The sequence below is a fragment of the Alcaligenes sp. LTN-3 genome (assembly GCF_059735605.1).
The window spans coordinates 891138-905857 of sequence record NZ_JCAPDN010000001.1 but is presented as its reverse complement, the minus strand read 5'-3'; the positions used below and the strand labels follow the sequence as shown (position 1 = coordinate 905857).

Here is a 14720-nt window from a genome sequence, read left to right as displayed (position 1 = left end):
GACATGCCTCAGTTTTTTATTGAAAGGCCCATTTTTGCATGGGTCGTTGCCTTGGCGATCACGCTATTTGGCTTATTGGCCTTGCCCAATATGCCCGTAGCGCAGTATCCCGATGTGGCACCCCCTTCGGTCACCATCCGGGCGACCTACCCCGGTGCAACGGCGGAAGACGTTGCCAGCACGGTAGCCAGTGTGATCGAAGATCAACTGAACGGTGCCAAGGGTCTGCTGTACTACGAGTCCGTCAGTGATTCCTACGGTTCGACCGAAATCACCGCCACGTTCCGTCCTGGTACCAATCCTGACATGGCTCAGGTGGACGTCCAGAACCGGGTCAGCAACATTACCGCGTCCTTGCCGACAGCGGTGATGGAGCAGGGCCTGCACGTTGAGCAGTCCAGTACAGGCTTTCTGCAAGTGGTGACCTTGTCCTCCACGGATGGCAGCCTGGACCAGACGGCTCTGGCCGATTACATCGAACGTAATATTAAGAACACGATTTCCCGTGTCCCTGGTGTGGCTCGCTTCCAGTTGTTTGCGTCCGGTCGTGCCATGCGTGTGTGGCTGGATCCTGCCAAGCTGGTCGGTTACCAGATGAGCCCGGCAGACGTGACCAACGCCATTCGTCAGCAAAACATGCTGGTGTCTGCCGGTATTCTGGGTGGCCCACCGAATCAGGACAGTCAACGCGTGGCTGCGCCGATTACGGTTAACGGTCAGTTGGCAACCGTGGAAGAGTTTGAAAACATCATTCTGCGCTCGCAGGCCGATGGTTCGACCGTGCGTATCAAGGACGTGGCTCGAGTGGAAGTGGGGGCGGACAACTACCAGTTTGGTGCCCGTCTGAACAGCAAGCCGACAGCGGCCTTTGCAATCTCCTTATTGCCTGAAGCGAACGCGCTGGATACCGCGGCGGCGATTAAAGTCGAAATGGAGAAGTTGGCCGAGTTCTTCCCAGAAAACATTCGCTACGACATTCCTTACGACACCTCACCTTACGTGGACAAATCCATCACCCAGGTGGTTTACACCTTGCTGGAAGCCATGGTGCTGGTGTTCATCGTGATGTACGTGTTCCTGCAAAACGTGCGCTATACCCTGATCCCTGCACTGGTGGTGCCGGTGGCGATTCTCGGGGCCTTCGCGGTGATGCAGGTGCTGGGCATGTCCGTGAACGTGCTGACCATGTTCGCGATGGTGCTGGCCATTGGTATTTTGGTGGACGACGCGATCGTGGTGGTGGAGAACGTCGAACGTATCATGGTGGAAGACGGGCTCTCGCCTAAAGAGGCCACCAAGAAAGCCATGCCGCAAATTAGTGGCGCGATTGTGGGTATTACGCTGGTGCTGTCGGCCGTGTTCTTGCCGCTGGCATTCATGGCCGGTTCGGTGGGGGTGATTTACCGTCAGTTCTCGGTGGCCATGGCCGTGTCGATTGCCTTCTCGGGCTTTCTGGCACTGACCTTTACGCCTGCTCTGTGCGCGACGTTGTTGAAACCGATCCCCAAGGGGCATCACGAAACCAAGCGTGGCTTCTTTGGCTGGTTCAACCGTGTCTTTACGCGTACCACCAACGGCTACGAAAGCTTTATTGGCAAGACCCTGCGTCGTGGCGGTCGGATGATGTTCATCTATCTGATCATGGTGCTGGTGCTGGGCTTTTTATACATGCGCATGCCAACCGCGTTCTTGCCCGAGGAAGATCAGGGTTACGTGATTGCCAATATCGAGCTGCCTGCCGGTTCGACTGCCAACCGTACGATTGAAACCATTACCAAGGTCGAGGATTACTTCAAAGAGCAGCCTCAGGTTGAAAACGTGATTGCCGTTCAAGGTTTCAGCTTTAATGGTAGTGGTTTGAACTCGGCGATTGCCTTTGTGCCCTTGAAGGACTTCAACGAACGTAAAGGCGAGGAAAACTCGGCTCAAGCCATCTCTGGCAAAGCCATGGGGCAGTTGTTGTTCGGTTTGCCTGACTCCATGGTGATCGCGATTGTGCCACCCGCTATTTCTGCTCTGGGTAACTCCTCGGGTATCGATATGCGTCTGGAAGACCGTGGTGGCATGGGTCACGATGCCTTGATGGCTGCGGCCGATCAGTTGTTGGGTCTGGCCAAGCAAAGCCCTGTGTTTGATCCACAGAGCGTGCGTATCACAGGCTTGGGGCCTGGCAAGCAGATTCGTCTGGAAATTGACCGTGACAAGGCTGCTGCCTTGGGAGTGAACTTTAGCGAAGCGTCTGCCTTGATCAGTGGCGCTTTGGGTTCGTCCTTCGTGGGTAAATTTACCAACCAGGGCCGTGTGCAAAGTGTCTGGGTGCAAGCTGATGCGCCGTACCGCATGACCATTGAGGACGTGCTCAAGCTGAACGCTCGCAATAAGGAAGGCAAGATGGTTCCGCTGTCTGCCTTTGTGAACCAGACGACCGAACAAGGTCCGGTACAGATCGTGCGTTACAACAGCTACGAGTCTGTTCGTATCAGTGGCGGTCCCGCTCCAGGCTACACCTCGGGTGAAGCCATGATCGAGATGGAAAACCTGATGAAGCAATTGCCCAGCGGCTTTGGTGTGGACTGGACTGGCCTGTCCTACCAGGAGCGTCAGGCGGCGGGTCAGTCGGGTATCCTGATGGGCTTGGCTGTTTTGGTGGTGTTCATGCTGCTGGCTGCCTTGTATGAAAGCTGGGCGATCCCGCTGTCCGTGATGCTGGCCGTGCCACTGGGTATGCTCGGTTCGGTCTTGCTGGTGTCCGGTCTGGGTATGCCTAACGACGTGTACTTCCAGGTGGGTATCGTGACGGTGATCGGTCTGTCGGCCAAGAACGCAATTCTGATTGTGGAGTTTGCCAAGGATGCTTACGCCCGTGGCGCCACCTTGATCGATGCCACTTTGGAAGCCGCCCGTCTGCGTTTCCGTCCTATCTTGATGACCTCCTTCGCCTTTGTGCTGGGTGTGGTGCCTCTGGCTACCTCTACCGGTGCGGGTGCGGCCAGTCAGAACGCCGTGGGTCTGGGCGTGCTGGGCGGTATGTTGGCCGCTACGCCTTTGGCGGTCTTGATGGTGCCGACTTTCTTTGTCGTGATCCTCAAGCTCTTTAAAACCAAACCCCGTTTGTTTGGCGAAGCCGCCAAATTGCACGAGGAAGAACTGGCCAAGCAAGCTGCACAACCGGCCGGTTCGCAAGGAGGACAGCACTGATGTCTAGTATGTTTTTACGTAGTCCCTTGGTGCTGGCCGTGGCGTTTGCCTTGTCGGCTTGCTCCTTGGCACCGAAGTACGAGCGTCCTGATTCCCCTGTGCCTGCACAATTTCCTCTGGCCCAGCAGGGCCAGGCGGATGTGGCACAGGTCGCTGATCTGGGGTGGCGCGAATTCTTTACCGATGCGCGCCTGCATGCCCTGATCGAACAGGCTCTGGAAAACAACCGTGACTTGCGTATTGCCACCCAGCGTATTGAGGAAGCGCGTGCGCAGTATGGTGTGGCACGCAGTGATCAGTTGCCCAGCATTGGTGTACAGGCGGCCCAGCAGGCCACTCATACACCGGCTGAGTTGCGTCCTGCTGGCCCAAGCTCGGCGCCCGTGTCTCGTACGTATCAGGCCGGCGTCGGTATTACTGCTTTCGAGCTGGACTTCTTTGGCCGGGTGCGTGATTTGGCCCGTGCTGCTCGTGAACAGTACTTTGCCACCGAGCAGGCTCAGCGCACCGCCCATATTGCTTTGGTGGCGGGCACTGCTGAAGCCTACTTTAAGGTACGTGCAGCAGAAGAATTGCATGCTCTGATGAGCAACACCCTGCGTAGCCGTCAAGAGACATTGCGCCTGGTGCAGTCCTCTTATGATGCCGGTACCGTGTCTGCGCTGGACCTGAATCAGGCCAAGGTGCAATACAACACCGTGCGTTCTGATATGCAGGCTGTTGAACGTGATCGCCAGCGGGCGCTCAATGCCTTGCAGGTCTTGTTAGGACGTGAAATTCCCCAGGATCTGCCTGCTGGCTTGCCGTTTACCCGTGCGCAGCTGATGCCTAGCTTGCCGGTAGGCCTGTCCGCAGAATTGCTGGAACGTCGTCCCGACATTCTGGCCGCCGAGCACGTTTTGCGTGGCTCCAACTACAGCATCGGTGCGGCGCGCGCTGCTTTTTTCCCGCGTCTGAGCCTGACCGGCCTGCTGGGCTTCATGAGCCCCGAGCTGGGCGGTCTGTTCAGTTCGGGCAACCGTTACTGGCAGTTCCAGCCGCAAATTACCATGCCGCTGTTGTCGGGCAGCACTTGGGCCAATCTGGATTTGGCCGAGGCTCGTCGTGATATTGCGATCAGCCAGTACGAAAAAACCATTCAGGTAGCTTTCCGTGAAGTGGCTGATGCTCTGGCGGGCGAAGCCACTTATGGTCAGCAGATCGATGCCTTGCAAGAGGTCGATCAGGCGGCCAGCGAAAGCTTGCGTTTGGCCAAGCTGCGTTACGAAGTGGGTATAGACAGCTTCCTGCAGGTACAAACGGCGGAAGTTAGCCTGTACGGTACGCGTCAGGCTTATATTCAAACTGGCTTGGCATCCTTGATGAACCGGGTCGAGTTGTACAAGGCCTTGGGGGGCGGCTGGACAGCCGAAACCATCCAGCCTGAAACAAAGACTCAGGCCGCTGGGACAGCACCGGAATAAACAGGCGATAATACGTCTAGTCATTCATCCCTGAAACTACGGAGGTCCTTGGGGAATGTTAGAACTGGGCGTCAATATCGATCATGTGGCGACGCTGCGCCAGCAGCGTCTGACCACATACCCTGATCCAATTCAGGCCGCTTTGCGAGCAGAGGAAGCCGGAGCGGACCTGATCACCTTACATCTACGTGAAGACCGGCGTCATATTCAGGATGCCGATGTCGAGGCGCTGCGCCCCGTACTGCGTACCCGGATGAATCTGGAATGCGCCATCACCACCGAAATGCTGGACATTGCGTGCCGTATCAAACCGGACGATGTCTGCCTGGTTCCCGAACACCGTGCCGAACTGACAACCGAAGGTGGTTTGGATGTGGTCGGTCATCTGGACCAGGTCAGGGCCGCAGTGCAGCAATTGCAAGCTGCCGGCATTCGTGTTTCGCTGTTCATTGATGCCGACCCGGCGCAAATTCGCGCTGCCAGTGACGTCGGCGCTACCGTGATTGAACTGCACACTGGCGCTTATGCGGATGCTCAAACACCCGAACAGGCAGCCAGCGAACTGGAACGTATCCGTGCCGGCATTGCTCAAGGTGTGTCCCAAGGTCTGCGTGTGAACGCGGGTCACGGTCTGCATTACGGTAATGTACAAGCGATTGCCGCCTTGCCCGGACTGACGGAGCTCAATATTGGTCATGCCATTGTTGCCCAGGCTGTCTTTGACGGCTGGGAAAAAGCCGTGCGTGACATGAAAGCCCTGCTGGTGCAAGCGCTCGCCCCTGCTCAAGCCTGACTGAGCCCTGCCATCAGGGCAGGGCACGCTTAACTGATTCTGGAAGCACTATGAGTACTATTGATTCTTTATTGTCCCGTCGCTCCATCAAGCTGGTGCAAGGCCCCGGCCCGAACGAGCAAGAGCTGGACCTGATTTTGCGCGCTGCCATGGTCGCTCCTGACCATGGCCGTTTGCAGCCATGGCGCTTTTGCCTGATTCGCGGTGAAAACGTGCAGGCTTTGGGTGAGCTGGCTATTGCCGCCAACGAACGCGCCGGTAATCCCTTGACCGAACAGAAAGCCGCCAGCGTGCGCGCTTGGCTGGCCAAGGTGCCTATGCTGATCGCCGTGGCCAGCCACATTGATCACGGTGAAGAAAAAATCCCTGAACTGGAACGTGTATTGGCTACCGGTGCGGCTGTCAGTAATATGCTGCATGCTGCGCATCAATTGGGTTTTGGTGCTTTCTGGAGTACTGGTCTGGGCACTTACGGTGAAGAGGTCCCTGAAGCCTTGGGCTTTGATTCCCTGGATTACCAGTTCCTGGGCTTTGTGTCTGTGGGTACACCGATTCATAAACTAGGCCCTGCGCAGCGCCCTGAACCTCAACAGTTCCTGACTGAGTGGCAAGCTGCTTGAGTCAAGCTGATGAAGAACCGGTTTTAAGATAGTGCCGGTTACCGGGTATCACCCTGGAGGGTGATTGCTGTGGAATGTTTTAAAAAGCCTGAATCCTTTCTGGATTCAGGCTTTTTTTGTGCTCTAGGGTTTGTACTGATAGGCATGAACCTAGTCCCGCTTTTATTATTATTCCATACATTAGAATAACATTCCGTTAAACGGAATATTAACAGGGAAATGATGAAACGAGTTCGCACACAGCACCTGATGCTTCCCGATGGGGCCGAACTACATTACGTAGAAATTGGGCAGCCCAGCGCATCTCGTCCATCCGTACTCATGCTGCACTCCCTGTTTTTCAATGGCGGTATGTTCCTGCCCGTGATTCAGGCGTTGCAAAACGAATGGCACATTATTTGCCCGGATCATCGTAATCAGGGTTTGAGCACCGCAGGCCAGAAGCCCGCCACCATGCATCAGTTGGCACAGGACTACGCATTCCTGGCCCAAGCGCTGCAGCTTTCTTCTCTGCATGTAGTGGGTAGCTCGATGGGAGGTTATGTGGCTCAGGAGCTGATGCAGTGCGCACCTCAGTTGGTCCGTTCTGCTGTCCTGTCTTGCTGCACCTCGATGGCAGAACAGCAGAAAGAGCGCTTTGACCAACTGGAAGCGCAACTGCGTCGAGATGGCGGTGCGCCCTATGTCTCGGCCTTGCTGCAAACCATGTTTGGAGACGCCTTTCTGGCAAGCACAGACCTTGCTGCTCAGGCTCAGCAGGAGCAGTGGCGCGACTACTTCACACACTTGCCTCCCAGCATTGCCAACTCAGTCAATGGCGTGTTTGCCCGTCCTGACTATCAGTCCCTTTTGGCAGGCAATAGCACCCCTCATTTGTTGATCAGCGGTGCTTTGGACAGAGCTAAAAAGCCCGCTGATATGGAGCATATGCACAGCTTGCTTCCAGACAGCACACATACGGTATTTGAGCAGTCCGGTCACACAACGCCGGTTGAAGTGCCCGAAGCCTTCGCACTGCAAATTGAGAATTTTTGGAATCAAGTTAATTAATGCTGCAAGGATTAATTCATGCCAGTTACTGAATCTACTGAGCTGCCGACGGCAATGGCTTTCGGTGCAAATGCACAGCCGATACGAGATATTGCGTTAGACCAGGCTAGCCAGTTTGTTGTTGAAGATGGCGCGGTCTTGTTGCGTGGCAGCCAGAGCCGTTCCAGCGGCAGCAAGGCTTTTCCCGTCCGTGACGTGTGTATGGAAACGGGTGCTCGCGACATGCAAGACATGTTTTTTGGCCCATTTGGAAAGCTCTACAGTTTTTCCACCATTTATGTTTCCGCGTCGCGTCCCACGCCTTACACCTTGGGTTATGTGGATTTTCCTAACGGAGTTCGTGTTTTGGCACACATACGTTGTGAAGACCTGAGTGCCTTGTATTGCGATATGCCTGTCAGTACTGCCACCGATGGCAATGACTGGTTTGTAACTCCTGTGTCGGCGGAGAAGTAAGGTGAGTGAAGCATATGTAGTCGGCGCGGCCATGATTCCCATGGCTCGTCATAAAGAATCCAGCTATACCGGTTTGGCCTTGCCTGCAATCCTGAACGCGATGGCCAGTGCCGGTGTACAGGCTCAGGATATTGATGCTGTTGTTTGCGGCCACGCCTTTGGTGGCATGTTGACGGGACAGCGTCTGGTCAAGGAAATCGGTATTGGTACAGTGCCTGTCGTCAATTGCGATAACGCTTGCTCGGGTGGGGCCACAGCTATTCACTTGGCGTGGAAAGATATCCAGGCTGGCCGACACGACATCGTGCTGGTGATCGGTGTGGACAAGCTGACGCAGTTTGGCGGAGGCACCTTGCCTCTGGTGCAGGAAGATCCCGAAGTCCAGCAAGGTTTGGTGATGCCTGCGGTGTATGGCATGCGTGCTCGTCGTTACCTGCATGAACGCAATCTGGGGCCAGAAGTTCTGGCGCAGGTCTCCATCAAGGCTCGCACACACAGTAAACATAATCCCTATGCACAGTATCGCGATCCACTGACCGTGGAGCAGGTGCTGGCATCACGTCCTATTTGTGACCCACTGACCTTGCTGCAATGTTGCCCTACGGGGGATGGCGCGGCGGCCTTGATCATGGTGTCCGAGCGTGCCTTGAAACGCTTGCAGAAACCTGCCATGCGGGTCGCTGCGTCGGTGCTGCATTCCGGTCAGGCGACCAGCGGTTTTCGCGATATGACTCGTCCCGAGATTTCGGCGGAATCTGCCCGCGATGCCTACAAGATGGCGGGGATTACAGCCCAGGATCTGGATGCGGTTGAGCTGCATGACGCGTTTACAATCGCCGAACTTATTTATTACGAAGCACTAGGTTTGTGTGAGGTCGGGCAGTCTGCTCAGTTTCTGCTGGATGGCCGTAGTACCTACGGCGGTGACGTGGTGGTGAACCCCAGTGGCGGTTTGCTGGCCAAGGGCCACCCAGTGGGAGCAAGCGGTGTGGCCCAAGCCGTGGAAATGTACTGGCAACTGACACACCAAGCCGGAGAACGTCAGGTTCCTGATGCTCGCTACGCCATGACTCACGTCACGGGTGGCGGTATTGCGGGCCTTGATCATGGTGCTTGTGCAATCCATATTTTTGAAGCCCAGATATGACCACACAAAACACGTCCACCTCTACTAGTTCAACCGGAACCGTAAGCCGTGCGCTTCAGCTATTGGCTGTCTTGGCGGAGTCCAATGGCCCGGTAACCGTCAAGCAAGTGTCCGAGCAAATGGGCCTGGCCCCTTCAACGGCTCACCGCTTGCTCAATCTGCTGCGCAAAGATGATTTTGTTGCGGTGGTCAGTGGTGGAAGTGGTTTGTACAGCATTGGGCCTGAATTTTATCGAGTAGCGGCGCAAGTGATGAGCGCTGAATCCAAGCCTGCCTTGGCACAAAAATCTCTGGACGAGATTGCTTCCGAGTTCAACGAGACTGTCCTGTTTGGCACGTATGCCGTCAGCGAGTCGGCCATGAGTTTTGCCGCCATCGCACGAGGCGAGCACAAGCTGCAATATCAGATTGATTTGCACAAACCCATGTCCCTGGTCTGGGGGGCTTCCGGCAAGGCTATTTTGGCGTATCTGGATCAGGACACGATAGAGCGTGTGTATGCCAAGGCCGAGACCTCTCCGGCGCAAGATGCACCTTTGCCTGCTTTGGAGTCGCTTTTGGCAGAGCTGAGCGAAGTGCGCCAGAACGGCTATGCCCACAGCATGAGCGAGAAGTTGCCCGATGCACGCGGGGTTGCTGCACCAGTCTTTGATAACCACGGCATTGTGGGCTGTATTTGTTTGACCATGCCCACTACCCGTGTGCCCAGTGCAGGTTTGAGCGCCATTACCGCTGCCGTTATTCATCATGCCGAAAAACTGTCCGAGATGTTCGGATACCGACATAGAAAAACCAAATTATGAGTCATACCGCTACCGCTCAGCCCCTGGCAGGCTATAAGGTCATCGACCTCACTACCTTTTTGTCCGGTCCCTTCTGCACACAAGTGCTGGGGGATCTGGGGGCTGAAGTGGTCAAGATCGAGGCACCGGAAGGTGACTCCAGTCGCAGTATTCCCCCCCATTTTGTGGGTGAGGATAGTGCCTACTATCTGAGTATCAACCGCAATAAAAGCAGTTTGGCGGTAAATCTGAAAACCGCTGAAGGGCTGGACCTGGTTCGACAACTGATCCTGAAAGCGGATGTGGTTGTGGAAAATTACCGCCCCGGTGTGGCAGCCCGTCTGGGCCTGGACCCACAGGCCTTGTGTGAAGAACACCCCGGCCTGGTCTGGGCGTCCATTAGTGGTTTTGGACAAACCGGCCCGGATCGTGACAAACCTGCTTACGACATGATTGTGCAAGCCTTGTCAGGCGTCATGAGCCTGACGGGCGAAGAGGGCAGACCCGCCGTACGTTTGGGTATTCCAGCCGGTGATACGGTGGCTGGTTTGTACGCGACTATCGCTATCAATGCCGCCTTGGCTGACAGGGAGCGTACTGGTAAAGGTCGGATTGTGGATGTGGCGATGCTGGATTGCCAGTTGGCCATGCTGTCCTATCAAAGTGCCTATGCCTTGATTGCAGATGTGACGCCCGCGCCCCAAGGGGCCAAGCATGACTCTATTCCTACTTATCGCTCATTTCGAGGGGGAGATGGCCGTGAGTTTGTGGTGACGGCCAATACCGAGAGAATGTGGCAAGGCTTGTGTCGTGTGCTGGGTTTGGAATCGCTTATTGACGATGAGCGTTTCCAGACTGGTGCCAGCCGCCTGAAAAATAAGCAGGCCTTGTGGGAGCTGCTTGAAAGCGCTTTCGCGACACAAGCGGCTGCGCATTGGATTCCTTTATTGGAAGAGCATAGCGTGCCGGTTGCCTTGATCCAGTCTGTGCCAGAGGCATTGGCGCATGCGCGCACTTCAGAGCGCAGCATGATTCTGGCGCTTCAAAATGAAGACCACAGCATTGAGGTCGTTGGAAACCCCATCAAATTCGTGGGCGCCGAAGCGGCTCCATCTCGGTTCCCTCCTAAGAAGGGCGAGGATGATGCGCGCGTGTTGGGTGAGTGGTTAAGCCTGTCTGCTGAAGCTGTGTCGTCTTTACAAAGTAAAGGCGTTTTGTTGAACAGCACGTGTAGCCAAGCATGACGAACCCATTGAGCAGGCTTCATTATTCGGGTTCTTTGCTCGCGGTGGACAAGGGCACGAGCCGTGATGAGTGTGTCATTGCCTTGCACTCCATCGGAGTCGATGCGTGCTCCTTTGACGCACTGTTCAGCTATTTGGCTGCCGATTACCCGTGTCTGAGCTACGACCTGCGAGGTCATGGCTCGGCTGTCGCGCTATCGCATTTCGACCTGGATACCTTGGTGGACGATGCCGTCAAGGTGGTGGAGTCCTGTCGTTGTGACAAGGTTCATTTGCTGGGGCATTCGATTGGTGGGGTGATTGCAACCCTGGCGGCGGCCAGGTTGGCCGAGAGTTCTTCCAAGAAGGTGCAAAGCCTGAGCATTATCGCCAGCCCGCCGATGGGTTTGGCGGTATTTGGTGAGCGTGCCCAGGCCATACAGCACGAGAGCCGTCAAACCATTGTGCAGACCACTATGCAGCGCTGGTTTGGTGGTCTGGAGCCCAGTCCTGAGCTAGCCCAAGCCATGCAGTACGCAGAGCAACAGCTACGCCTGGTTCCGGTGAAGACATTGCTGAGCAGTTGGCAAAGTCTTGCCCAGTTTTCCGGGTATGGCGACCTAGCGGCGCACTTGCCGGCCACTTTGCTGCTGACGGGCAGCCAGGATCTGTCTACGCCCGCCAGTGCCATGCAGATCATCCTGGATACTTTGCACAAAGCCGGCAAGACACAGACCGCGCTACACATTATTGATGGGGCAGGGCACATGTTGCCACTGACTGCGCCCGATACCTTGATTGATTTGCTGTTGGCGCACTTCAAGGCATCTGGCAACACACATTTTTGCTAGGAACCGTTATGTCAGATTTTATAGGCCGAATCGTGGTTGTCACGGGTGCTGCCGCCGGCATCGGCCAGGCTGTATGCCAGCACCTGCTGGAGTTGGGTGCCATTGTGGGGGGGATTGACCGTCAGCCTGAGGGTATCCCTCAAGGGGCCACGGCCTTGATTGCCGATGTGACCGATCAGGAGTCCTTGAATTTGGCGCTGGCCGGGTTTGCCCAAGAACAGGGCGGCATTGATGTCTTGATCAATAACGCCGGTGTGAGCTTTGTGGGCACGATAGAAGATGGCAGCGACGAAGACTGGCTGCGCATTTTTAACATCAATGTTCTGGGCTATATGCGTAGTACGCGTGCGTGTTTGCCATATTTGCGTCAGTCGAACAATGCCGTGATCGTCAATATGTCTTCCTGCACGGCGATCAATGGTTTACCCGAGCGCGCGCTGTACTCAGCGAGCAAAGGGGCGATCCAGTCCATGACGCTGGCGATGGCCGCCGATTTGATTGCCGAGCAGATTCGCGTAGTGGGCATTGCCCCCGCCACCGTAGACACCCCTTTCATGACCGAGCTGGCCAAGCGCGCTAGCGATCCGATGGCCAAGCGCAATGAGTTTCACCGTCGCCAACCCACCGGCCAAATGGTACAGCCCGAAGAGGTTGCCCGCCTGGTTGCCCACGTTGCCCACCCGGGGGCGCTGTCTTACACCGGCACCGTCATCAATATTGATGGTGGTATGGCTACCTTACGTATGCCTGCCTGAATACATTCATACCCATACCAATAAGGAACTATCGTGAGATTTGAAAATAAAACAGTGATTATTACCGGAGCGGGCCAAGGGATTGGTCGTGCCTACGCGCAAGAATTTGCTAAGGCCGGGGCCGCAGTGGTGGTCGCTGATTTGAACATTGACAAAGCACAGGCGGTTGTCGCAGAAATTCAGGCAGAAAATGGTCAGGCACTGGCCGTCAAGGTCGACGTGTCGGATGACAAGAGCACGGCCGAGATGGTTGCGCAGGCGGTCAAAGCCTTTGGCACGGTGGACGTTCTGATTAACAACGCAGCCGTTTTCTCGACTTTGAAAATGAAGCCATTTGAAGAAATCGATGCAAACGAGTGGGACTTTGTGATGGGCGTCAATGCCCGTGGTGTCTTTAACTGCGCCAAGGCGGTATCGCCTTTCATGAAGCAACAGCAAAGCGGCAAGATCATCAATATTTCTTCCAGCGTTGTGGTCACGGGCCGCGCGAACTACGCGCACTACGTGGCCTCAAAAGGGGCGGTTGTCGCCTTGACCCGCGCCCTGGCTACCGAGCTGGGTGAGTACGGCATCAATGTCAATGCCATCAGTCCGCACGGCATTGTGACCGAAGTGCCACGCGACACCATTCGTCCAGAGCAATGGGACGCCATTATCGCTGCCCAAACCTTGAAACGTAAAGGGGATGTCAGCGACATGATTGGCGCCACCATGTTCCTGGCTTGCGATGAAAGCAAATACATCACGGGTCAGACACTGAACGTGGATGCTGGTCTGCGTTTTAACTAATCCCACTTGGCAAGAGGCTTTCCGAGCATGAGTGCACATAACTTCACCATCACCCGTTCTTCCAACCGCAAACACCTTATCGCTGTGATTGATGGCCCGAACATGTCGAGCCTGGGTAAGCGCAGCAAAAAAGTCTATGGAAACATTCAGTCCCTGGACGAGCTCAAGGGATGTGTGCGCAACTTTGGTGAGCAGTTGGGTGTAGAGGTAGAGAATTTTTCGTCCAATCACATGGGCGATATTTTGGAGTACATCCACGAGTCCGCTCATCGGGTCGATGGTTACCTTATTAACCCCGCTGGCTTGACCACCATTGGCGAGGGCGTACGCCATGCCCTGGAAGACACGGAGCTGCCCGTGATGGAAGTTCATTTTTCGAATATTGCGGCCAGTGCTGGCGCTGCCCGTGGTCTGGGCGGTGGCAGTATTCAATCCAGTTTTACCCATACCGCTACTGGCATTTGCATGGGCATGCGTCATTACAGCTACCTGGCTGCGCTGACCGCCTTGACCTTGGCTCTGGATGATCAGAGCTTCCTGGGGCGACCTTCGGGTCAGTAGTTTCTCTTTATCTCATATAACGATTAATACGGAGGAAGACATGAAAAAGTTTTCTCTACTTGCTACCATTTTTGCCGCAGTCGGTTTGTTCAGCAGCGTTGCCGCCCAGGCAGAAATCAAACCGGTCACGTTGAAGTTTGCACATATTTATGCTGTCCAGGATCACTGGGGACAAACAGCAGAGCGCTTTAAAGCGGCTGTTGAAGAGCGTTCAGGCGGGAAAATCAAAATCAATATCGATGCCAACGGCTTGACAGGTGACTGGCCTCAGTCCATCGAAGGCTTGCGCATGGGCACCAATCACATTGTGCTGCAAAGTGTGGGGGCGTTGGACCGTTACGCCAAGTCAGCCGGTGTCGAAGCTTATCCTTACCTGATTCGCGATATGGATCACTACCGTGCTGTGTACAACGGCCCGGTTGGCCAAGCGCTGTATGAGCAGATCGCCAAGGAAAGCGGCTTCAAGCTGGTGGGTGCAGCCTATCGTGGCGCTCGCTACCTGACTTCAAACCGTGTGATTCAAAACCCGGACGATTTGCACGGCCTGAAAATGCGTGTCCCGCCACTGCGCATGTATCGCAGCACCTGGACCACGCTGGGTGCCAGTCCGGTGCCTATGGGCATGGCTGAGCTGTTCACCTCCTTGCAGCACGGCATGATCGATGGTCAGGAAAACCCCCTGGAAGTGATCAAGAACGTCAATCTGTTCGAGGTGCAAAAGAACGTGGCTGAAACTCAGCACACCATCGGCGCGATGACCTTGATTTATTCGGACGCCTACTTCAAAAAACTGCCCGAAGAGACACGGCAGATTTTGCAGGAAGAGGGCGAGCGTGTGATGCAAGAGGCCACAGATCGCATGATAGCGGAAGAGGAAAACATGAAGCAGTTCCTGATCGGAAAAGGCATGGCATTTAACGCCGTTGACCGCGAAGCCTTTGCGACCAAGATTAAAGCCATGGATGCAGAGTTCCCCGAGCTGCAGGTTTGGCTGGATAAAATCCGCGCCGTTCAATAATGAAAAAATCGGGA

Annotated in this window: 14 protein-coding genes; all 14 read left to right on the top strand. The window is 55.3% G+C overall.

All coding sequences use genetic code 11. From position 1 onward, the window contains the following. The first annotated feature begins 3 nt into the window (after positions 1 to 3). Positions 4 to 3198: a multidrug efflux RND transporter permease subunit gene (locus tag AC6I6N_RS04300; RefSeq protein WP_094196858.1), complete on the top strand. Its 3195-nt coding sequence runs from the start codon at positions 4 to 6 to the stop codon at positions 3196 to 3198. Continuing rightward, on the top strand, positions 3198 to 4661 hold the full coding sequence (locus AC6I6N_RS04295; RefSeq protein WP_094196857.1) for an efflux transporter outer membrane subunit: 1464 nt from the start codon (positions 3198 to 3200) through the stop codon (positions 4659 to 4661). The genes AC6I6N_RS04300 and AC6I6N_RS04295 overlap by 1 nt, the downstream gene beginning before the upstream one ends. Before the next feature lie 55 nt (positions 4662 to 4716). Then, positions 4717 to 5454 (top strand): pyridoxine 5'-phosphate synthase, encoded by a 738-nt coding sequence (gene pdxJ / locus AC6I6N_RS04290; protein ID WP_094196856.1) that lies wholly within the window; start codon positions 4717 to 4719, stop codon positions 5452 to 5454. Between the two features lie 50 nt (positions 5455 to 5504). Then, a complete protein-coding gene (locus AC6I6N_RS04285) occupies positions 5505 to 6074 on the top strand; it encodes a nitroreductase family protein (RefSeq protein ID WP_094196855.1) in 570 nt (189 codons plus the stop codon). 219 nt (positions 6075 to 6293) lie between these two features. Beyond that, positions 6294 to 7124 (top strand): alpha/beta fold hydrolase, encoded by an 831-nt coding sequence (locus AC6I6N_RS04280; protein WP_094196854.1) that lies wholly within the window; start codon positions 6294 to 6296, stop codon positions 7122 to 7124. A gap of 18 nt (positions 7125 to 7142) precedes the next feature. Beyond that, entirely contained in the window at positions 7143 to 7580 is a 438-nt protein-coding gene (locus tag AC6I6N_RS04275) for a Zn-ribbon domain-containing OB-fold protein (protein ID WP_094196853.1), read from the top strand. A gap of 1 nt (position 7581) precedes the next feature. Then, positions 7582 to 8727, top strand: coding sequence for a thiolase family protein (locus AC6I6N_RS04270; protein ID WP_045929923.1), 1146 nt, complete (start codon positions 7582 to 7584; stop codon positions 8725 to 8727). Beyond that, positions 8724 to 9530, top strand: a complete 807-nt coding sequence (locus AC6I6N_RS04265) for an IclR family transcriptional regulator (protein ID WP_080723684.1) — start codon at positions 8724 to 8726, stop codon at positions 9528 to 9530. Before AC6I6N_RS04270 ends, AC6I6N_RS04265 begins: the two co-directional genes overlap by 4 nt. After that, positions 9527 to 10753 carry a CaiB/BaiF CoA transferase family protein gene (locus tag AC6I6N_RS04260; RefSeq protein ID WP_094196851.1) on the top strand — a complete coding sequence of 409 codons (1227 nt, stop codon included), beginning with the start codon at positions 9527 to 9529 and terminating at the stop codon, positions 10751 to 10753. Before AC6I6N_RS04265 ends, AC6I6N_RS04260 begins: the two co-directional genes overlap by 4 nt. Beyond that, entirely contained in the window at positions 10750 to 11583 is an 834-nt protein-coding gene (locus AC6I6N_RS04255) for an alpha/beta fold hydrolase (protein WP_094196850.1), read from the top strand. Before AC6I6N_RS04260 ends, AC6I6N_RS04255 begins: the two co-directional genes overlap by 4 nt. 8 nt (positions 11584 to 11591) lie before the next feature. Further along, entirely contained in the window at positions 11592 to 12338 is a 747-nt protein-coding gene (locus tag AC6I6N_RS04250; protein ID WP_427955456.1) for an SDR family NAD(P)-dependent oxidoreductase, read from the top strand. 33 nt (positions 12339 to 12371) lie between these two features. Beyond that, positions 12372 to 13127, top strand: a complete 756-nt coding sequence (locus AC6I6N_RS04245) for an SDR family NAD(P)-dependent oxidoreductase (RefSeq protein WP_427955459.1) — start codon at positions 12372 to 12374, stop codon at positions 13125 to 13127. Positions 13128 to 13154: 27 nt separating this feature from the next. Then, positions 13155 to 13688 carry a type II 3-dehydroquinate dehydratase gene (locus tag AC6I6N_RS04240; protein WP_094196847.1) on the top strand — a complete coding sequence of 178 codons (534 nt, stop codon included), beginning with the start codon at positions 13155 to 13157 and terminating at the stop codon, positions 13686 to 13688. Between the two features lie 40 nt (positions 13689 to 13728). Beyond that, positions 13729 to 14706, top strand: coding sequence for a TRAP transporter substrate-binding protein (locus tag AC6I6N_RS04235; RefSeq protein WP_159063933.1), 978 nt, complete (start codon positions 13729 to 13731; stop codon positions 14704 to 14706). Positions 14707 to 14720: the final 14 nt, after the last annotated feature.